This window comes from Microcoleus sp. T3_D1 (genome assembly GCF_036700405.1).
Taxonomy (GTDB): domain Bacteria; phylum Cyanobacteriota; class Cyanobacteriia; order Cyanobacteriales; family Microcoleaceae; genus Microcoleus.
Window position 1 is genome coordinate 53,830 of record NZ_JAUBOV010000034.1, and the last position, 21,267, is coordinate 75,096.

At 43.9% G+C, this 21,267-nt stretch carries 19 protein-coding genes; 8 read left to right on the forward strand and 11 right to left on the reverse strand.

Features of this window, described 5'->3' with window-relative positions; genetic code table 11:
- Nucleotides 1-179: 179 nt before the first annotated feature.
- The 3 genes from QT992_RS16865 (at nt 180) to QT992_RS16875 (ending at nt 4,497) form a co-directional block, all read left to right on the forward strand.
- On the forward strand, nt 180-1,559 hold the full coding sequence (locus tag QT992_RS16865) for a class I SAM-dependent methyltransferase (RefSeq protein ID WP_333338251.1): 1,380 nt from the start codon (nt 180-182) through the stop codon (nt 1,557-1,559).
- A gap of 54 nt (nt 1,560-1,613) precedes the next feature.
- A complete protein-coding gene (locus QT992_RS16870) occupies nt 1,614-2,147 on the forward strand; it encodes a type IV pilin-like G/H family protein (RefSeq protein WP_333338254.1) in 534 nt (177 codons plus the stop codon).
- A gap of 109 nt (nt 2,148-2,256) precedes the next feature.
- Entirely contained in the window at nt 2,257-4,497 is a 2,241-nt protein-coding gene (locus QT992_RS16875) for an O-linked N-acetylglucosamine transferase family protein (protein ID WP_333338257.1), read from the forward strand.
- Between the two features lie 59 nt (nt 4,498-4,556).
- On the opposite strand, the gene QT992_RS16880 is transcribed toward QT992_RS16875, so the two are convergent.
- The 3 genes from QT992_RS16880 to QT992_RS16890 form a co-directional block, all read right to left on the reverse strand.
- Nucleotides 4,557-6,863: a methyltransferase domain-containing protein gene (locus tag QT992_RS16880; protein WP_333316675.1), complete on the reverse strand. Its 2,307-nt coding sequence runs from the start codon at nt 6,861-6,863 to the stop codon at nt 4,557-4,559.
- A 70-nt stretch (nt 6,864-6,933) separates the two neighbouring features.
- Nucleotides 6,934-9,225: an FkbM family methyltransferase gene (locus tag QT992_RS16885; protein ID WP_333316677.1), complete on the reverse strand. Its 2,292-nt coding sequence runs from the start codon at nt 9,223-9,225 to the stop codon at nt 6,934-6,936.
- An 83-nt stretch (nt 9,226-9,308) separates the two neighbouring features.
- On the reverse strand, nt 9,309-9,704 hold the full coding sequence (locus QT992_RS16890; protein WP_333338261.1) for a tetratricopeptide repeat protein: 396 nt from the start codon (nt 9,702-9,704) through the stop codon (nt 9,309-9,311).
- 389 nt (nt 9,705-10,093) lie between these two features.
- On the opposite strand from QT992_RS16890, the gene QT992_RS16895 reads away from it, so the two are divergent.
- Both QT992_RS16895 and QT992_RS16900 read left to right on the forward strand, forming a co-directional pair.
- On the forward strand, nt 10,094-10,321 hold the full coding sequence (locus QT992_RS16895; protein WP_333056238.1) for a hypothetical protein: 228 nt from the start codon (nt 10,094-10,096) through the stop codon (nt 10,319-10,321).
- Nucleotides 10,314-10,748 carry a hypothetical protein gene (locus QT992_RS16900; RefSeq protein ID WP_333056237.1) on the forward strand — a complete coding sequence of 145 codons (435 nt, stop codon included), beginning with the start codon at nt 10,314-10,316 and terminating at the stop codon, nt 10,746-10,748. Before QT992_RS16895 ends, QT992_RS16900 begins: the two co-directional genes overlap by 8 nt.
- A gap of 139 nt (nt 10,749-10,887) precedes the next feature.
- Here the strand turns inward: QT992_RS16900 and QT992_RS16905 are convergent, their stop codons facing one another.
- From QT992_RS16905 to QT992_RS16925, 5 genes are all read right to left on the reverse strand, one after another.
- A complete protein-coding gene (locus QT992_RS16905) occupies nt 10,888-11,577 on the reverse strand; it encodes a Uma2 family endonuclease (RefSeq protein ID WP_333338264.1) in 690 nt (229 codons plus the stop codon).
- Nucleotides 11,578-11,913: 336 nt separating this feature from the next.
- Nucleotides 11,914-12,495, reverse strand: coding sequence for a Uma2 family endonuclease (locus tag QT992_RS16910; protein WP_333316686.1), 582 nt, complete (start codon nt 12,493-12,495; stop codon nt 11,914-11,916).
- A gap of 96 nt (nt 12,496-12,591) precedes the next feature.
- Nucleotides 12,592-13,368, reverse strand: coding sequence for a Uma2 family endonuclease (locus QT992_RS16915; RefSeq protein ID WP_333338267.1), 777 nt, complete (start codon nt 13,366-13,368; stop codon nt 12,592-12,594).
- A gap of 179 nt (nt 13,369-13,547) precedes the next feature.
- Nucleotides 13,548-15,038, reverse strand: a complete 1,491-nt coding sequence (locus QT992_RS16920; RefSeq protein ID WP_333338270.1) for an MlaD family protein — start codon at nt 15,036-15,038, stop codon at nt 13,548-13,550.
- A gap of 93 nt (nt 15,039-15,131) precedes the next feature.
- Nucleotides 15,132-15,914, reverse strand: a complete 783-nt coding sequence (locus tag QT992_RS16925) for an ATP-binding cassette domain-containing protein (protein ID WP_333316692.1) — start codon at nt 15,912-15,914, stop codon at nt 15,132-15,134.
- Nucleotides 15,915-16,078: 164 nt separating this feature from the next.
- Between QT992_RS16925 and QT992_RS16930 the strand changes: the two genes are divergently transcribed.
- Nucleotides 16,079-17,479 (forward strand): gluconeogenesis factor YvcK family protein, encoded by a 1,401-nt coding sequence (locus QT992_RS16930; RefSeq protein WP_333338273.1) that lies wholly within the window; start codon nt 16,079-16,081, stop codon nt 17,477-17,479.
- Between the two features lie 129 nt (nt 17,480-17,608).
- On the forward strand, nt 17,609-18,058 hold the full coding sequence (tsaE, locus tag QT992_RS16935; RefSeq protein ID WP_333338276.1) for a tRNA (adenosine(37)-N6)-threonylcarbamoyltransferase complex ATPase subunit type 1 TsaE: 450 nt from the start codon (nt 17,609-17,611) through the stop codon (nt 18,056-18,058).
- A 277-nt stretch (nt 18,059-18,335) separates the two neighbouring features.
- Here the strand turns inward: tsaE and QT992_RS16940 are convergent, their stop codons facing one another.
- The 3 genes from QT992_RS16940 to QT992_RS16950 form a co-directional block, all read right to left on the reverse strand.
- Nucleotides 18,336-18,668, reverse strand: coding sequence for a DUF5615 family PIN-like protein (locus tag QT992_RS16940; protein ID WP_333343043.1), 333 nt, complete (start codon nt 18,666-18,668; stop codon nt 18,336-18,338).
- A 3-nt stretch (nt 18,669-18,671) separates the two neighbouring features.
- Nucleotides 18,672-19,013 carry a DUF433 domain-containing protein gene (locus QT992_RS16945; protein WP_015174644.1) on the reverse strand — a complete coding sequence of 114 codons (342 nt, stop codon included), beginning with the start codon at nt 19,011-19,013 and terminating at the stop codon, nt 18,672-18,674.
- Nucleotides 19,014-19,074: 61 nt separating this feature from the next.
- Nucleotides 19,075-20,397 carry a dihydroorotase gene (locus tag QT992_RS16950; protein ID WP_333316700.1) on the reverse strand — a complete coding sequence of 441 codons (1,323 nt, stop codon included), beginning with the start codon at nt 20,395-20,397 and terminating at the stop codon, nt 19,075-19,077.
- 89 nt (nt 20,398-20,486) lie between these two features.
- Between QT992_RS16950 and lepB the strand changes: the two genes are divergently transcribed.
- A complete protein-coding gene (lepB, locus tag QT992_RS16955) occupies nt 20,487-21,098 on the forward strand; it encodes a signal peptidase I (RefSeq protein WP_333316701.1) in 612 nt (203 codons plus the stop codon).
- Nucleotides 21,099-21,267: the final 169 nt, after the last annotated feature.

Sequence of the window (21,267 nt, forward strand, 5' to 3'; positions counted from 1 at the left end):
CGATCTACAAATCCTCTGGATTGGGAGGTTGAGTTGGGGGCGATCGCTCCGAGTTAAAATGGGCAGCAGGGGGCGATCGGTTTTCAGACTATTATTGCAAGTATGTGTTGCGGCCGGGCGGGCGATCGGCTATTTTCTGAGATACTAGAATAACTTGCCAGCGTTGAGTGTAATTGAACATGGATCACCAAAATTTAGAGTTAATAGAAAACATTCGCCAGCAATTTGACAATACTCCTTATCCCAGAATACCGCTAGAACAATCTCCAAAAGACAACTGTGGGTTGCTCTACCTTCATAATCTTGTCACTGCTTACTACTTCAGAAATCGGAAAGTTATCAATACCGAAGGTAAAGTTATCCTCGATGCGGGATGCGGCACCGGTTATAAATCCTTGGTTTTAGCTATAGCCAATCCGGGAGCGAAAATAGTAGGCATCGATTTATCAGAAGAATCTGTGAAACTAGCTGAGCAACGTTTACAATATCATGGGGTTGCTAATGCAGAGTTTTATGCTTTGAAGATAGAAGATTTACCAACTTTAGGTTTACAGTTTGACTATATCAATGCTGACGAAGTTCTGTATCTCTTGCCCGATGCTATTGCTGGATTGCAAGCGATGAAGTCAGTTCTAAAACCAGATGGCATCATCCGCACAAACCTTCACAGTTCAAATGGTAGAGCGGGAATATTTCGCGCTCAAGCTGCTTTCAAAGCAATGGGATTAATGAGTGGATCTCCGGGAGAATTGGAGATACAAATAGTCCGGGAAACAATGGAAGCATTACAAGATGGAGTAGGGCTTAAGGCATTCACCTGGAATTCCGATAGTGCAAAGGATGAGGAATGGATTATGGCTAACTATTTATTGGTGGGTGATAAAGGTTGTACCATTCCTGAAGTGTTTGCAATGTTGAGAGGTGCGGATCTAGAGTTTATCAGTATGGTGGCTTGGCGCAGGTGGGAGTTGATGGATTTGTTCAAAGATGCAGATGATTTGCCTCCGTTTTTGGCGATGAGTCTGCCAGAAACTTCTCTGGAAGAGCGGCTGCATTTATTTGACTTATTACATCCCATGTACCGTTTGTTTGATTTCTGGTGTGGCAATCCCGATCGAACTCAGGCTTTTGTGCCAGTTGCGGAATGGACGGAAGCTCAATGGCGGGAAGCGCGGGTACACCTGCACCCCCAACTGAGGACTTCTCAGGTGAGGGAAGACTTGAGTAATTGCATTGACAGCGAGACGCCGTTTGAGATTAGCCGTTATATTATTGTGCCCACTCTAGCGCCGGTGGCGATCGAGAGTACAATGGCTGCTTGTTTGCTACCTCTTTGGGATGGGCCGCAGTCTGTGGTGTCCCTGGTGCAACAGTGGCTCCAGATCGGCTCCCAGATCGGTGTTAACCTAGAGCCTGTTAGTGAGCAGACTGCCTTTGAGGAAGTCAAGGAACTGTTGATTAGGCTGGAAGTCTTTCTGTATGTGCTTTTGGAGCCTGAGAGCCAGGAGTTGAAAAAAAAAATAGTTGGGGGTGATATTAAAGCGCCGATAACTGGGTAAGTTACATATAAGAGTTAGAAATCGAGCATCCCACCCCTCACGGAGAAAAGACTTATGAAGACTGAATTTAAAGCCAAGTTCCTGCAACACATCAACAAAAGAAGACAGGATCAAGGTTTCACCCTGATTGAACTGCTGGTTGTTATCATCATTATCGGTATTCTTTCCGCTATCGCTTTGCCTTCCTTCCTCAGTCAAGCAAACAAAGCCAAGCAGACAGAAGCCAAGCAGTATATCAGTTCAATCAACAAGGGTACGCAGGCTTACTTTGCAGAAAACACCAAGTTTACAACAGATGTCGGTGTGTTGGGTCTTGGTCTCAAAACTGACACCACCAACTATACATACACCATGAGCGATGGTGGTACTGGCGCAAACGGCGGATCAACTTCGGCAGCAAGTCCTAAGAGTGCTAATACACTGAAGGGATATGGAGGAGCTGTAGCAGTGACAGCGGCCGATGCTACAGGGGCTTCAGGCACACAGACAATCCTTTGTGAAACGACGGGTGTTGGAAATCCTGCGAATATTGCTCTTGCTGGTAGCAATAGTGTTTGTCCCGCCGGTATGACAATCGTTACTAAGTAACAGCTTATTACACAAGCCATGCTTGTGAAAAAGTACGAAAAAGCGGGTTAGCGTTATCGATGCTGCCCGCTTTACTGTAGATAGGAAACTGAGTTTAGTGGCTGAGTTTATGATTTCTGACAATTTATTAGCACTTGCGCCGGATTGGCAGCAAACAGCCGAGCAACTCCTGCTTAAAGAAAATTACGCTCAGGCAGCAATCCTCTACGAACAGGCGATTACAGAGCAACCAAGCGTTAAGTCTTACTACTGGCACTTGGGATTGATATTGCTGTTGCAAGAACAAGAAGCAGAAGCTCAAACAACCTGGCTGCTGGCAATGGCTGAGGGTGAATCTGAAGAAATTGAACTCTGGACAGCAGAACTGTTACAAGTGCTGGAAGCTGAGGCTGAACGACAACGGCTGGATTTGGTAAATTATGAAGTAGCTTGGGCGATTCGGCAGCATATCCGAGAAATCAATCCTGGGGATATTAATAACCTGTTGCATTCGGTGGGACTTTCCATCCTGCGGAAAACTTACAGAGGTGAAGAATCAGACGCTTTGGACACGATCATCGAGCTTCTGAAGTCCGAGCCTCCAATAGCATTAGACTACGACCTGTTGTTGCAAGTCTGGAAGACCGTTTTAGATGTTGCTCCATTCCATCCTTCATCATTTGAATTTACAGAAGCTTGTTTTAATCATGTTAAAGAACCTCTACCTGTTATTGAAAATATACTTTACTTTGCTTATGACATCGCATATTCAGGAAAGCAATTTCACTTAGCGACCCGTTATGTGGAACTAGCCTTGCGCTTAGAAGCTAAACACCAAGAAGTTTTGCGTGCATTGGCTAGTTTTTACCAAGATATAGGAAACTTTTCTCAAGGGATAGAAACTGCTAAGATTTGCTACTCAGTGATGGAACAGTTGGTAGATAAAATTTTTGCCAATCACTTGCTGCTGCGCGGACTGATGCTGGCTGGTGGTAATTGGGAAGATTCTTGGTCAGCGTTTGAGACACACAAATTAATGATGAGGGCTATTATTGAGGAACATCCGACTAATCTGGATTCGGCTGCTGCGCTTCGCTTGATGAGTTCGTTATTTTTCTTTCCGTACTTTGAAGATCGACCTCAAGAAGCTGGGATAATTCGCATCCAAATTGGTAATCTTTTTCAAGCAAATGTTGAAAATTATGCTAAGCCAATAGTAGAGAGGTGTCGCCATCGCTCGTTGCCTCTGCTTCAGGGAGGTAATGAAAAAAGACGTTATAAAGTTGGTTATTTATCTTATTGCTTACGTAGCCATTCTGTAGGATGGCTGGCACGCTGGTTGTTTGAACATCACGACCGCGATCGCTTTGAAATATGTGCTTATCTAATGGGAGCCAAACTGACAAATGATCCCATTCAGCAATGGTATATTGGTAAAGCTGACAAAGCTTATAAACTAGGTATTTCGGGTATTGAAGCTGCTGAAAAAATTCACGAAGATGAAATTGATATATTGATCGATCTCGATAGCATTACGATGAATTGTAGCTGTGAGGTAATGGCAATTAAGCCGGCCCCTGTACAAGTTAGTTGGCTCGGGTGGGAGGCTTCGGGCGTACCAAATGTTGATTACTATATTGCAGATAATTACGTTTTACCGGAATCAGCACAGAATTACTACGCAGAAAAAATATGGCGATTGCCTGCCACTTATCTAGCAGTAGATGGTTTTGAAGTGGGAGTGCCCACAGTTCGACGCGATCTGCTAGATATTCCTAGCGATGCAGTCATATACTATTGTAGTCAGATGGGATACAAGTACAATCCCAACACAGCTCGGCTACAAATGCAAATTATTAAAGCAGTCCCGAATAGCTACTTTGTAACTAAATGGTTTGCTGAGCAAGAATCGCTAAAAAACTTTTTTATTCAGATTGCGGAATCAGAGGGGGTGAGTGCGGAGCGCTTGCGATTTTTGCCTCACGCTCCTTCAGAGGCAGTACACCGGGCTAATTTAGGTATTGCTGATGTGGTGCTAGATACTTACCCCTACAACGGAGCTACAACCACAATGGAAACTCTCTGGATGTGCATTCCTTTGGTGACACGAGTAGGGCAACAGTTTTCTAGTCGCAACAGTTACGGAATGATGATGAATGCTGGTATTTCGGAAGGGATTGCTTGGACTGATGAAGAGTATGTAGAATGGGGTATTCGTTTGGGGAAAGACGCGGCTCTACGGCAGCAAATATCCTGGCAACTGCAGCAGTCACGACAAACTGCTCCGTTGTGGAATGGCAAGCAATTTACGCGAGAAATGGAGAAAGCATACGAGCAAATGTGGCAAATATATCTGGACAAAAATCATTGATGGTGATCTGATCCGAGTAAGTAGTTTGTGCAGCAACTCGCTGCACAAATTCGCTGGGTTCATCCGTAACTCTCCTTCATAAAACGGTCTAATTCTAATGAGGGAATGTTGTCTGCTTTGGCGTGACCGATAGATTTTTTATTCTCATTCTCCAATAAAATTCGACCGTAAAGTCGAGGTATCAAAGCTGACCACTGAATTTCGCTCAACTGTCCCATCAGTGAAATTTCGGGTCCATCAGAAACATCTAAATCTTCTTCCATTAAAAGATTCATCGCCACGCTAGACAAAGCCAGATTAGCATCTTCTTCAGAAATGTTACTGTGGTCTACCACGAGAGTCATCTTGCTTTTGTCTGGGTGAGTTGCGATCGATCTCACCACTCGTTCCAATTCTAAACCCAGAGACTCTTCTGGCTGCGTCCACTCTGGAAAAACAATTAGATTAATTTCTTTCAAGTTTAAACGCACTAAAGTTGCGTCAATCAGTGCTGAACTAATGGTTTTAGCCATTCTTGACCAAGAGAACTTTTGAGCTTGTTCTAATCCACCCGCAATTAATGAGCTGCGAATCTTCGGTTTTTGTACCTCGCACAGTGCATTAGCCAATCCATCAGCATCATCATCCTTCACATATAATGCAGCTTCGCCTGCAACTTCTGGAAGAGAAGAATTAGGACAGGTAATCACTGGACAACCGCAAGTTATCGCTTCAAGAATAGGTAAGCCAAAACCTTCATACTTTGATGGGTAAACTAAGGCGAGCGCACCTGAATAAGCTAGTCTCAACTCCTCATCATTAAGTTGCAGCTTGTGAATTACAGTACCTGAAGTATAAGCTCTAAATTCTTCTTCTAATAACACTCCACTCCCTGTACATAAAATTTCAAAGCCTTGTTTGGTGGCAAGTTGACCAAAAGCTTGAAAGAATAATCTAATATTTTTATAGTCCGAGCCACCTCCGACAGAAATAAAGTAGGGTTTGGATATCCCATACTTGGTTTTAAAACGATTAATATCTTCTTGGCAGGCTGGTGAAAAAATACTTGAAACTCCACAGGGAGCAACTGTTACCAACTTTGAAGAAATATCGGGAAAGAACTCTATTAGGTCACTGGCTGTATTTTCTGAAATTGAAATGTATGCAGATGCGTGGCGAATTGCATAGTGCTTTTCTTGCCACATAGGTTCATTAAAATTTGCCCCTAAAACTTCAGGAATCATATCATAGGCCATGAATACAGAAGGGGTTGATAGTGGCGTTGTATAGTAAGTCGAGATAAATAAATCTGCACCTTCTTCCTCGCACACTTGCTGTAGCATTTCGCGGTCTGCATCCGTAGCGTTGTAGTCATAGGGCGAGATGGTACGATATTTGATTCCAGGAATTTTTGGGGCGGTTCCAGCTCTATCTAAAACAACAATATACTTAGAAAAACTATCCTCTGCCCATTCTTGCAGCAACGATCGCCAGACACGGGCTATTCCAGTTTTATATAGTTGAAAAAATACACCATCAATGACTATTTTAAATTCTGTTATAACAGATATATTGCTGAGTGTCTCACCTCCTTCATCACTGCTGATGTAAATATTATCGCTATCATCTAGCTTACCAATTGCTTTTAAATAATCTCGTTCCAGTAATGATTCTTTCTTGATATTTTGAGTTTGATAACGCAGCAATCTTTCAAATATAAGTGGCGATATTTGCTTTTGTGTTAGCAGATGCAATGACGAACCATTAGAGTAGAGGTTAAGCTTAAATTTTTCAGCTATTATAGATAGAGCTTTAGTTGTATAGAGAGAGATGTGCTGTCCTTCTTGAAGGGCATAATACCACCATTCATTAGGTTTTGGGTTGGTGTCTGGCAGTAGTTCAGTGCTAAACAAAATATTTCTAGAAAAATCTAATATGCTTTCAATTTCTGTTAAAGGATTTACCAAATGTTCAAAGACTTCAAAAGCAGTAACTACCTCATAAACTTTATTTTCTGGTTTTTCTGCTAAAAACCCCTTAGCAAAAATATTCTCACAATACTTATCATGCCAATAAAAATTGAACCCCTTGTCTCTCATTGTCCGTACAAACAAACCATATCCTGCTCCATAATCTACGAACTTAGCATTGTGATTAAAAAGATTGTAAATGAAATTTTCAGTTACGTTTGACAAATATGTATTTCTGTATACTAAACCTACGTCGCTATTAGCTATTGGTTCAGAATAGGCTTCTTCTAACCAGAAGGGATCTTCAGTTTGAACAAAACCGCAATTTGCACATTTAAAATAATCAACATCATATTTTTCTAAGATTCTAGCACTAGCAAACTTGGGCGACTCTGATTGACAAATCTTGCATCTCATAATTACTCTTCTCCGTTAATTAAATTACTGCAACGCTAAAAGTCTGTCACCAAATGTATGAGGAAACTTACTACTTAAACTCCCACCTACCTGCATCTGACTCAACAGCTCTTCTGAAATTAAAACTGTCTAGCGTAAATGTAGGAAGATTTGCTGATCCACTATCTGCGATCGCTCTTTGATTTTCATTCTCCAAACAGATGCGAGCTAGGATTCGAGGTCGCAAAGCTTCCCATTGCAATTTACTTGGCATTTCAATTATCGAGAATTCGGGAGTTTTGCTAACATCTAAGTTTTCCTCCATCAAAATATTCATAGTCACATCAGCTAGAATGTAATTTGTTTCTTCTTCAAAAATAGTGCTACATATTATTAAATTTATCAGACTTTTATCTGGATGTTTTAAAACACTTCTAGCAATTTTATCAAGTTCCGAATATAGCAACTCTTCCTGATTACTATCAGGAAAAACTATTAAGTTAATGTTTCTCAGTTTTGATAACACCAGTACAAACCTATCTTCCAGCAATTCTGCATAATTAATTGTCTGACTGTCAACAGGTTGGTAGTAACTCATCGGAGTTGCCCTAATATCGGGGTTAATAGAAAACTGTTCTTCCAGCTTAGTAAGTTCTATTATAGCTAGGGCATTTGCACAAGGATAAGGATAGTTATATTCAACATTTACTAAACTTTCTGCTTTCTCCTCTACCCAGATTTCCCTTGGATTGCTACTTGCCATATCCATATCTAAAATTCTCATAAAACTGTGAGAAATTGCTTTTTCAGGAATTTGATATTTAGTTACCAATATATCTAAATACTCTTGATTAAATTGAATGAACCATCCACAATCAAGGAGCTTTCCAAAAGGAACCGTGACTAATGCTTTGCCTCCTACTGACAACAAGTCATAAATTTTGGCAATCGCCTTCAGGGGCGCTTCCATGTCGCGAATTTGAATCTGCTCGCCATAGGCTTGTGAAGACGGTTCAATTCCTTGTCCTATGTGTTCGATAGTAGAAATTGAAACTATAGCATCGTACTTTTCCTCAGAGGGAATGTCCATAAAATCTACATTGTCTACACCTAGATCAACTTCAAATTTATCGACTATGCGCCTTGGTCTAATCCCAATATATTCGCTTAAGGAGTTTTCATAGTGAGAGAGGGTATTGCCAATTTCCAGAATATTATCTTTTTTTTCTAAACTTGCCAGAAAATCCCAAGCAATTGGAATTTCAATGGCTCGTTCGCCAGTATTATTATACCCAATGCGGTTGTACGGAAGATTTTTTCCTTTGTAAATAAAAGTAGGTTTCCAGTTTCTAACCAGAGTATTTTCTAAGTCTGGAATAATCGGCTCGCTAGTATTCGGAATGCATCCTTCATCAAGACTTATGTATTCTCGAAGTCTAGCAACTATCGGTAGCGATTCTAGCCCTTGTTTCGTTAGTTCGGGAATTTCACCCAGACTCTCAATGATATTATTGGCAAAGTTATAGTTAGGATCGCGACCGTGATTTAAGGTCAGATACTCAAGAATTTCTAGGGCATAATCAGGAAATTTCATTACGTCAGCCAGACAAGCTAGCTTTAGCAGTTTTTCAGGTGTTTTTAAGCTAGGACTCAAATCCGATCGCATCAAATCGCGAAAATAAAAAGCGTCTGACCAAATTAAAGCCCCTGGATGGCTTTGTGATATGACTGGGATGTCGCGGCGTCGATCTCGATACATACTCCCAAAGTCAAACAGTGTCAGCCCTTGATTTCTGAGATAAATATCTACATCGCTAAATAAAGGTTGACCTGTATATATCTCGGTGAACTCAACTTCGGTCATTAATCCCAATACACTATTATTTAATATACCATCAGCTCCTTGTAAAACATTAAGCTCTCCTCCCTGAACGTCTAGGTGGAGAAAATCTATTTCTTTGATACCTTCAGATTTACAAAATTTTTCTAAAGTGGTAGTGGATAAATCTACTGTAGATTTTAGCTCGATCAGTTCTGAATTGCCGGAAAAACGCTTGATATACTCTTCACTGGGGGGATATAAAGAACTGCATCCCGGATATTTAGCTACATAAAGTGTGGCTTTTCCTTCTGTATTGCTAAGAGCTAAGGGAATATGTTTTTCATTCCAGTTTACTTTTCTAGTTTCTAGGTCAGCATTAGCTTGAGCGCAAGCTTCTACATCTGCATCAAATCCATAAATAGTTAAGTTAGGGGCGAAAATGTCCCAGTTTTGACTGGCATAATCATCTTGCTTTTCAATTTTGCGAGAACCAACAATACATATAGTGATGTGAACTTGATCTAAATGACCGCTTTTCTTTAAACTTGGGAGAAAGAACATAAGAATAATTTTTGTTTTGTAAAATCATCGTAACTCGTCTGTGTTTCGATTTGGGCTTTACCCATCGATCGCCCTTTCCGCTACTACTTCCCCTTCGCCTGCCCCAACAGCGCCTTATAATCAGCTCTGTCAGGATATAGCTTGACCAACTTCTCCAAAGGCTCGATCGCCCCCACCTTATTATTCATCTGCAACCGCACATTTGCCAACCCCTCCAGAGCCGTCTGATTCTGCGGTTCTCGCTGCAAAACCGTCTCATATCCCCGTTCCTGGGCCGCCAGCAAAGATTCCTGAGAAACTGCTACTACCGGAGCAGATTTTTGCTGGTGCTGACTGCTCAAACCGCTGCCGAACAGACTCACCATACCAAAAATTGCGGAACCACCAAAGCCAACCATTGATACTAACGCAAAAATCTGCTTAATTCGATCGCCCTTACGAACCCGACTATCACTAGATTTTTTCTGTGTACTTTCCATTGCTAACTCTTGGTGTCGCTGTTTTCCCGGCACTCGCACTCGCACCTAATCTCTAGAATGCCCAAGTTCGATCGCAAAACGATCGCCCTTCGCCATTTAAAATTTTCGCTGAAACCTAGAAACCATATGAAATGATATTTGTCAAGCAAATTCAATCAATTGTCGGGTTCAGTCCAGGACGCACGGGTGGTCAGAAACCGGGTTTTTTTACGAGAATACTTCACTGCGATCGGCAGATTCGGTAAAAAACCCGGTTTCTAGGCGTCGGAGTGCGTAAGCCCTGAATTATTCTATAATTTGACAAAGACGCGCCCGGACGCAGTACCGCAAATACCGAGTCCAGACGACTTCTCCAATGTTGTCAACCCAACACAGGGAGCAATACAATTATGCCAAATAATCCAAACTGGTTGCGTTACGATCCAGACGAAGACAAATCTCGACACGCAGCAGCCGACGAAGCTTGTTGCTATGAGATGCAAAGAAAATATGGTTGGAAACTACTTGACATAGAGGAAATTGATACAAACGGTCTAGAAGTTGATTGTGTTTTTCGAGGCCAAACAGAATTTCCCAAATCATTCTACGACACAGAAAGAGAGGACGACGATGCATAAATACATTATTTTCCGAGCCGAACCGAGAACTCCTGGGTGGAAAGATAGAAAACTACAGCACACTCAATCATTGACTCGCATTTTGGCAGAACACTTTGACTCTTCTGATGGTCCAATTCCTGAAGTGGGCTATCGCCCCCCAGAATTTGTTCGTGTGGAAGCAGAACACGATCCAACTCGGCACGGTTACAGCACTCATTACCGCACAGGTGAGTGGGAAGTGGCGCGGGTTGAGACTTATACTCCCGATATTCCGATCGGTGAATTTGATATGGTAGTAATCTGCTATTGCCAATATTCCCCTATTGATGCTCCCCTCAAACCCATGCCAGAACGTCAAGTTTCTGTCGATTCCTTTAGAGGCGACAAGGAAGCTTATCAACGTTGGTTAGAGTCTCAAAAAGGCAAAGAATACACTGAAGTGTAAATAATACAGGACTTACCCATCCCCTAATCCTTGCTCCTCTAATTTTTCCGGGTTCTGACGGATCGTCATTCCACTAACAATTTACTCCAGAAATAAAAGTGCGATCGAATTGGTCAAGCGCGATCGCACCCCTGCATCTTTAGCCGTTATCCTCCGGCAATTCTCCAAATTGTTCTCGATAACGCGCTAGCAAAGATTCGAGTTCAGCAGCCCGTTGCCGTTCCGCTTCAGCACGTTGCCGTTCCGCTTTTAAAGCTGAAGCCAATTCATCTGGAATCAATAATTTATCTCCATTATCTTCCCGATAAAACCCAAGAATTTTTCCTTCTATTTCTAACCGCAGTTGCAATACATCGCTGCGATTATCTCTAATTAATTGATACCCCTCTACTCCCAGTCGGTACCCCCGCAATTGTTCGGGAATCCATTCACCTCTAGGGTCAAACAACCAGTATTCCTGAACTTCTAACCTTTCGTACAAGTCTTTTTTATTATTTTGATCTTCCGACTTTGTACCTGGTGATGTAATTTCAAAAATCACTTTCGGCACTTGACCTTCTTCCCAGATTTTGTAATTATCTCTGCCACCCGGTTCCACATCAAAAATCACCATCACGTCTGGTGCTACACGGACTTTTGGAAAACCTTGAGCGTAGTATAAAAATTGGTTTGCTAAAACAGTAGCTCGACGGTCTGCAAGATATTGTTTTAAGACTTCTAAAGTAGTTAAGATTGCGTAAACATGGTCGTAAGTTTCTGCCACTGGTTCTCGATCAGCGCTAGGGTATACGATTTCAGAAGTTTTGAGGGTGGGAACGACTGTTGTCATGGTCGTGCTTCCTGTGAGTTGTATATCTATTATAAACCAATACGGTTCAGTTAACACTGTTAATTCCCCGGAGTTCCCCCTCGCATCCCCCTTAAGAAGGGGAGTAGGGGTTGACTTTGAACTTCTTGTCCCCCCCTTTTTTAGGGGGGTTAGGGGGGATCGATCTTAACTGAACCGTATTGTATTATAAACTTGTTTTCAGCAACTAAGTAGGTTAATTTAATTAAACGTAAAACGCTCTCGTGCTTGAGAGCCTCGCCTTCTTCAAGAAGTCGGGCTTCTGGTATTATCTATTTTTGACTACACATCCGCAGCGATCGCACTTTTAAATTCCTCTTATTCCCGCAAAGCCTTGATGAATTCAGTAACAGCATCATATTGATCGAAGTAAGTTACATATCTCACTAACAAAGCAATGTCTAACTCCGGTAACAACTCGCTGCAATCGACTTTTTCGTACTCCTCCCTCAAATAATAGATACTCAGCACTCCATCTTCCCAAAACCAAACTTCAGGTATGCCTAACCGCTTGTATAGTTGAAGTTTATCGATGCCACCGCTGGTGAATACAACTTCGATCGCCAAATCGGGAATTGCCTTTTTAGTCGTCAAATTATATGATTCATCAGGCTCCTTTCTCGCCCCCAGTTCTTTACTACCCAAAGTCGGCCCGCCCTTGATATAAAACCGGATCCCCTTCTCTCTCAGGTATGCTTCTAATAAAGCCCTGATAGTACCCTTTGTCTCTTCATGTTCGGGGCTAACTGTGATAATTTCTAAAATTCCATCTAAGTAAGCAAATTTGATACCGCCGACAGACTCAAAAGCGGCTTCTAGCGATTCAAATTGCGACCAACTCACTCCTCTTAGAGTCAGGCAACTATCGGTGACAGAGTTTTTGACTGCTGTTTGTGTCATATTTTCTCCTTATCCTTTTTTTAGATTAAGCTTTTGAGAGCGCAACTATTTTCTCAATTTTATTAACTGTTGTTCGATCGCGCGAGCCCCACACCTTCAAATGCCATCAGGATCGATGCCCTGACTTCTCAAGTATGCCATTAATCGATCGGCCCTCTGGCGTTCCTCTTCGGCCCTCTGGCGTTCCTCTTCGGCCCTCTGGCGTTCCTGTTCCACCCGTTCCGCACCCCACAGCAGCAAATTGCCATTCTCATCCCACCAGCGCAACCAGTAACCCGTTCTCTGAGATTTTTCACCTTCCCAAACCCCCAGAAATAAACCCATTGATTCTATCCAGAATCGCTGATTAGCATCCGGTTCTTGCAATTCATATTCTCCCGACGCAGAGAGTCTGTACACTTCCAATACTCCCGATTTGGGTTCAAAAATTACATAAATCGGTACTTGCAAAATTCGCTCATAAAACCGCCATTTTCCGTAAGGATATGTCGGTTTATTTGAATATTCACTACCGTCAGTATCCGATAAAAATTCCATCACTACAGCAGGTACTTCTCCCTCAGCATTGCGCGTATAACTGCGGCGAACTTCTCCTGGTTCTGCTGGCAATACCGAGGGAACGTACACCCAATCCGGTGCTTTTACTACTGTTCTGTCATTAACTTTGGCACAGAGTCCAAAATTGGAAGCTATTAGCATTGAAGCTAGGATAAATCCTGCCAGTTCCAAGGCTTCTCGCAGGGCCGCGGCTAAAAGTGGTTGGTCGATGTTTTCCACAGGATCGTCGGGTAATTTAAAGTCGTCGGGCAATTTTTCCCAAGTTATAGTATACTTGGTTTTGGTTGCGTCCGGTTTCGATAATGTTTGCGTCATTGGTTTTCCTTGTTTCGAGTGAAAGAGTTTTTTGTTAATAGGATTTGGACAATAAATTTAATGCCGGGTGCGAAAGCCGCACCTTATTAACTAGCTGTAATCTGAGTGCGTATTGCCCACATTACTAACTATAGTAAGTCGCGCATATTGCCAGGGCGGTTATTCAATGATACCGTGCTTTAAGGAGTATTTTCGGGAACGCCCGGTTCTGCTGACCTTGCAGTTTGAGAAGGTAGAACAGGCAATTTGGGCTGTTTTTGCAAGCGAGGAAATCCAGGCTCTAATGATTGATTGATGGCAGGTGTACTCGCATTTACTTTCTCAGAAAGGGGGGCTAATGTTTGAGTCACTTTAACTTGCTGTCGCAGTTGTTCTGTCGAACCCAACAAGCCTCCTAATCCGTTGAACAACCTGCGAATATTGTTGCGGAAAGCCGGATCTCCCGTCAAATCATCCACGTCGGAAGTAATTTTCTGCACGTTCTGAAATGTAGCTCGTGCAGAATCTAGAGTTTGCTGCAATAATAGCAAAGTTGCCGGATTGTTTACTTGGCTGGATAAATCTCGCAAAGTACCCGAAGCTTGGGCAGCATTCGCTGATAAAACTTCTAAATTGTTCAGCAATTGTCCTTGGTTGATTCGATTAATTGTCGGACTCAAACTGCTGACAGCAACCCGCAGTTCCTGACTGCTTTGATTGATGTTATTCAGAGTAGAGACTAAACTGGCGCGGTTGGTTGTTACTAAAGAATTGACTTGATTGGCTGTTAATGTAATTTGATTGGCTGCTTGAGTTACTGAATTAGCAGAATTTATCGCCGCTGCAGATACGGCTTTTGTGGAAGTGTCCGCCGTAGCTGCTACTTTAGAAACATCAGCGGCGACTGCTGATATTTCCGTCTTGAGCGATTGATTTAAGGTGCTTGCTTCTCCCTTTAATGATTGATTTAAACTGCTTGCTTCCCCCTTTAATGATTGATTTAAACTTGCTATTTCAGTTTTTAATGATTGATTTAAGCTGCCAACGTCTCCCCTTACAGATTGATTCAAATTTTTTATTTCCGCTTGTGCCGTTTTAGTTAAATTCGATAAATCTTGAGTGAGTTTAGCTGCACCTTTAGCTGTGTTGGCTGTATTCTCGGTAAGAGATTTAAGATTGTTAAACAGGGCGGGGTCAGTGTAGAAATTAGCTAGGCGGACTGTGGATTTAATTAGTTCGTCGATAGTGACTCCAGCTTGACCTTTTAAGCGCGAATTTTGGCAGATAATTTCCGGGGGACAGTTGGCACTAACGGGATTGGCGGTAAGTAATGATTCTGGCAAAATCGAGTTGGGGGTAATGTCGATCGACGATTCGCCAATTAAACCCGATTTATTCGCTTCGATCGTAACATCCCTGGGAATCACTAAAGTTCCGGGGGCAATCTCCAGCGTCACGTCTACGCCGTTGGAACCCGGTTGGAGGGCGGTAATTTTACCGACTGCAACCCCACGATACCTGATGGGCGTACCTATTTGCATTCCTTGGGCGCTGCCAAATTCTACGGCGAATTTGTAGCTGCGGTTCCCTACCTGCACGCCCCGCAGCCAGAGCACTAAGCCGCCAAATAAACCGATTCCTACTAAAATTAAGAACCCGACAGAACCTTCTCTTACAGTTCGCGATCGCATATTACCTCCTTAGTCATTGGTCATTGGTTATTAGTCATTCATCATCGGTCATTTCAATCTAAAATCTAAAATCTAAAATCTAAAATTGGCTGACTATCCCAGCGCTTGAATTGGCCCACTAACACTGCCGCTAAAAAATTGTCGGATTAGTAAATTATCTGTCGATGCAATGTCATTGACAGTTCCCTCCCATTGCACTTTGCCTCGATAGAGAAACACGATGCGATCGGCAGTGCGGCGGATGGTACTGTCTTGGTGAGTGACGATCGCATAAGTGCTGCAAACACCTTGGGCCGCCTGCAACTGGCGGATTAAATCTTCAATTACCGTCGAAGCGATCGGATCTAAACCCGCCGTCGGTTCGTCGTACAGCAAAACCTCTGGATGATCCCTGTCATTATCAGGATTCGCCATGATAGCGCGGGCAAAACTTACCCGCTTCCTCATTCCCCCAGACAACTGCGCCGGATAGCGTTCGCCAATTCTTGGCAAACCCACCATCTCCAACTTTTCCTCCACCAATTCCCGAATGCGGCGGCGCGGCAGCTTAGAATGCTGGTAAAGTAAAAAACCGACATTCTCCTCCACCGTCAGCGAATCAAACAAAGCCGCTTGCTGAAACACCATCCCAATTCCGATCGGATCTGCCACGTCGTCCACCCATCCCACCCTGCGCTGTCCCTGAACAAAAACCTCACCGGCATCCGGGGCCAACAAACCCGCAATTATCCGCAGAATCGTAGATTTCCCCGTCCCGGAAGGGCCAATAATTGCCAGGGCCTCTCCCCGATAAATCCTCAGATCGACTCGATCGAGGATCTGGTTCTGGCCGAAGGACTTACTTACCCCCTTGAGTTCGATTAGTGGCTCAGCCATAGCATGTTATCAATAAGTTATCAGTCCTCAGTCATCAGTCTACCTAATGACTCATGACTCATGACTAATCGCTAATTACTTAAATTGACTGCCAGAATCAAAACTCTCTTGTATTGTAAATTTGTCAGATCGAGCTGTTCCAATACCCTTAAGACTAATTAACCATGTCAATTAGTTCACTTCCTAAAGCCCTCCGCGTCTTGGCTAAAGCCAAGCAGGCTTTTGCCCAATCCAGAAATCCTTACCCCCCTTCTTTGCGGAACGGGCGAGTTCACCAGTGGTTTAAGTGGTTAGCCCCCGGACTGTTAGTGAAACGGTGGCTGCTGATTAGTGCCAGCGGCGTGGTACTTGCCACTTTGGGTTTAGCGATTTGGACTGGGATGACTCCCATTTTCTTCTTATTGCAATTGTTGAGAAATTTTTTGGCGTGGATTGCGGAAGTTATTCCCAATTACGTGTCGGGCCCGATCATCATTGCTGGCGGGATTTTATTAATTCTGTGGGGACAAACTCGCAGTTTGAACTCTATTACCCAAGTGCTGATGCCCGAAGGCAATGAGGAACTGGTCGATCGACTCCTCAACCACCGTCGCTTGCACCGGGGCCCGAAAATTGTGGCAATTGGGGGCGGTACGGGCCTTTCTAATTTGCTCAGGGGATTGAAGGATTACAGCGCCAAAATCACTGCTATTGTCACGGTGGCGGATGATGGCGGGTCTTCCGGGCGGCTGCGGCGGGAAATTGGGGTATTGCCGCCGGGAGACATTCGCAATTGTTTGGCTGCTTTGGCAGATGAGGAAAAGTTATTGACTGAGTTATTTCAATATCGTTTCCGGGCTGGTGACGGTTTGGTGGGTCACAGTTTTGGGAATTTGTTTTTGACAGCGATGAGCGATATTGCTGGAGATTTGGAACAGGCGATCGCGGCGAGTTCTAAAGTTTTAGCAGTGAGGGGAGAGGTGCTGCCGGCTACTCTAAGCGATGTTTCTTTGTGGGCAGAACTCGCTGACGGCCGCAGGATTGAGGGGGAGTCCAGCATTACAAAAGCTAACGGAAAAATCATCAAAATTGGCTGCACTCCTGCTAATCCTCCGGCGTTGCCCAAGGTAGCCCAAGCACTTCGGGAAGCGGATTTTATAATTATTGGGCCGGGGAGTCTTTATACGAGTGTCATTCCGAATTTGTTGGTGCCGGAAATTGCTGATGCGATCGCCAACACCCAAGTTCCGCGCATTTATGTTTGCAATATTATGACTCAGCCGGGGGAAACTGACGGATACAGTGTTGCAGACCACATTCGGGCGATCGATCGCGCTTGCGGTCGGCCGCTGTTCGATGCTGTAGTAGTTCAAGGAAAAGTCCCTTCTGCAAAGGCTTTGATCCGCTATTCTCAGGAGGATTCTTATCCGGTTGTACTCGATCGAGAAGCCGTGACGCAATTGGGGCGGCGAGTTGTCATCGCCAATGTCATGGATGAAGATGAAAATACGGGTTTAATTCGCCACAATTCGCAAAGGTTGGCGGGGATGTTGCTGCGTTGGTACGGCCGCGCGCAAAACATTTAAGCTGCTGACTGCTGACTGTTAACTGTTGACTGTTGACGGTGCAGACTCATGTTATTGGTTATTAGCAGCCCCAAGCGAGTAACTAATGACTAATGACTAATGACTAATGACTAATGACTAATTATTGAAATGAAAACTTTGCTTCCCGATTCTGAGGCTACGTGCAAGTTTGGTGTTGCGTTAGGTCGATCGCTCCCCGCCGGCACTGTAATCTTATTACAAGGAGATTTAGGTGCGGGCAAAACTACCTTGGTTCAAGGCATCGCTGAAGGTTTAGGAATCTCAGACTCGATCGAGAGTCCTACTTTCACCCTGATTAACGAGTATTTTGGAGGGAGAATTCCGCTGTATCATCTAGATTTGTATCGACTAGAAGCCGAAGAAGTGGAGGCTTTGCACTTAGAAAGTTATTGGGACGGGTTAGAAAGGGATTTGGGAATTGTGGCGATCGAATGGGCGGAAAGATTGCAGTACAAACCCGAAAATTATTTGCAAATTTCTTTGAGTTATCTAGATAACGGGCGGCAAATTGAAGTAATTGGTAATGGCGAGTTATTGGATTGGCAATTGGAAATTTGAGAAAAGGCGATCGAATTTAGATGTTGCACCATTGTCACTCAGCCTTTTCTGAACAGGCTTGCTGGCCTGTTCCACAAGAAAATTCACCCTTTGTGGAACAGGCCGGAAAGGGGAGCATCTCAGTTTTGCATTTACAGTGCGAGCGTCCCCGCTCGCGTATTGTACAATACGCGAGCGGGGACGCTCGCACTACAATAAAAAAAATGCTTTTTACAAAACTGAGATGCTCCCCCGGAAAGCCTGTTAAGAGAGAATGGTGCAACATCTCAGCGCGTACTTACTGCGGACGGTTAACACGAATCAATTTGCCTCTCAAACTTTCTTCACCAGCAATAGCATCATTGATGCGTGTTGCCAACCTTTCTAAATTTTTATCGTCTGTACACACGATAATACCAGCATGATTTGGTTGTTGAGTGTGCAAGCGAATGAAATGCCGACGATTTTGCGTCATAACCGCCCGATCGTTATTCACAGCAAAGGCTAATACTTCGGGGTCATCATCTCCGGCATTTCCTGCCTCTTGAATAGTCAGCGCATCGTGACCTAAATTTCGCAGCAAAGCCACAACAGGAAACGGGAACTGTTCATCTGCATAGAGACGTGCCATAAATTATACTTCCTGCATCATTGCTGCTGCTTCTTCTCGGAGTGCTGTTTCAATTTCTTCGGAGTTAGCCTCAGCATAAGTCCAGACATTTACTAAGTTGGCAGCATTCAACTGGGGATAAAATTGTAGAAGTTCAGCATCACTTGAACCTTGACGGCGCAAACTCACGAACAGCCAAACGGGAAGTCTAGTTTTGGCAATGCAAGCATCGCCGCCACACACGTCGGGAGTTTTGGTAATTCCTGGCCAGCTATTGTTTAAACTTTGGGTTAAAAGCCGGATGGCTTCAGCTTTCTCAGTAGGAGTTAAGGCCAGGAGTTGTGTTTCTAGTTCTTGGAGAAGCATGGGTCAAATCGCCTTTGCGATGCAGGAATACCCAATTATAACACTTGAGTTAAAGTCATGCTTACTCAGCGTCAAATGTCAATGCTTCTCCCCTCACATTTGTATCCAATTTACCATTCTCAAAAACAACTTTTCCTCCCACAACCGTGACCACAGGCCATCCAGTTAAATTCCATCCTTCAAAGGAACTCCAGCCGCACTTGCTCGCCATCTCTGCGCCCACCACCGGGCGGTATTTCTCCAAATCAACTAAGACTAAATCTGCATCAAAACCCGGAGCAATCGCCCCTTTGTTCGGAATCTTATAAGCCTTAGCAACTGCCGCCGACATCCAATTAGCAACTTGTGCCACTGTACATCTTCCCTCTACTGCTTGGGTCAGCATCAAAGGCAAAGAAGTTTCGACACCGGGCATTCCAGACGGCGTATTCGGATAATCTTGAGCTTTTTCTGCTAATGTGTGCGGCGCATGGTCGGTGGCGATAAAATCAATTACGCCGTCGAGTAAAGCTTGCCAAAGTATTTCGTTATCGCGGGGTTCGCGCAAAGGCGGATTCATCTGAGCTAAACTGCCAATTTTTTGATAGGCGCTGGTATTTAACAACAAATGCTGCGGCGTAACTTCTGCTGTCACCCAACTCGGTTTTTCCTGGCGCAAAAACTCAGCTTCATCCCCAGTTGAAAGGTGCAGAATGTGCAGACGCCGCTGATATTTTTTAGAAAGTTTTAATGCTAGCTGAGTTGCTAACAAAGCTGCTTGATTGTCTTGAATTTGTGAGTGAACTGCAATATCGGTAATACCAGCAAATTCTTGACGACGCTGGTTGATTCTAGCTTGGTCTTCTGCGTGCACGGCAATTAGTCGATCGCCTGCAGCAAAAATCGCCTCTAAAGTTGCTTCTCCATCCACCAACAACTGCCCGTGCATCGAACCCATAAAAATTTTAATTCCCGGAGTCGGATTCGCATTCAACAAATCCGGCAAATTCTCCGGCGTTGCACCAATAAAAAAGCCGTAATTCACCAAACACTTCTCGGCACCGCGGCGCAGTTTATCATCTAAGGCAGCTTGGGTTGTGGTCAGAGGTCGCGTATTCGGCATTTCCAGAAACGATGTCACGCCGCCTTTAGCGCAAGCACAGCTAGCGGTAAATAAGTCTTCCTTGTGTTCTAAACCCGGTTCCCGGAAGTGTACCTGGGGATCAATTACTCCGGGCAACAGAGTTAAGCCTTTGGCATCTATTTCTCGATCGCCAGATTCGACAATTTCCGCAGCAACTTGGACAATTTTGCCATCGCATATTTGCACATCTCCTACCAAAAACTCACCATTGGGCAAAAGAATGCGAGCGCGACGGATTAACAAACTTGATTGGGAAGTCATAAGATATCATTAATTGAGTAAACAGCGTGCTAGCATGGAAGCATTATTAAGTTTATAATTCGTATCCAGCTCAGTCACTACAATACCCTATGACTCGTCTAGACAAGTCAGCCGACGAAGAAAAACCTCCGCAAGACACCGAAAATCCTTGGATCGAAGGAATTAAGACGATCGGCTTAGCAGCATTTTTGGCCTTTGGTATCCGCACCCTGGTTGCCGAAGCACGCTACATTCCGACCGGCTCGATGCTGCCAACCCTACAAATTAACGATCGATTAATCATAGATAAGGTCAGCTATCGATTCCAAGAGCCCCAGCGAGGAGATATTATCGTATTTATGCCTCCTGACCAGGCTAGTTTGTGCACGGGACAGCCGCCACCGATCAAAGATGCCTATATCAAGCGAGTGATCGGACTTCCAGGGGACACTGTGGAAGTCAGAGAGGGAAAAGTTTTTATTAACAAGCAGCCGCTACAGGAAAAATATATTGAAGAAATTCCGCAGTATCCCTACGGGCCTGTAGTTGTAGCTCAAAATTCTTACTTGGTGCTCGGCGACAACCGCAACGCAAGCTGTGACAGTCATTACTGGGGCTTTGTACCCAAGCAAAATATCATCGGTAGGGCAATTGTGCGTTTTTGGCCACTCAACCGCACAGGTTCGATCGACCCCACGCCCCTTTATCCCGCTAAAAATTAGCTACAACCCGCAACCCGCAGATTTTAATCTGCGGTTGTCAGTTTAAAGTACCAATTACTTATTAGCCATTTTCCACGACCAAATAATTAATGGTTAGGAATGAGAATTAAATAACTTCCACAAGTTTGTGGGATGGGCGTCCCGCCCGTCCAAAAAGGACGGGCGGGAC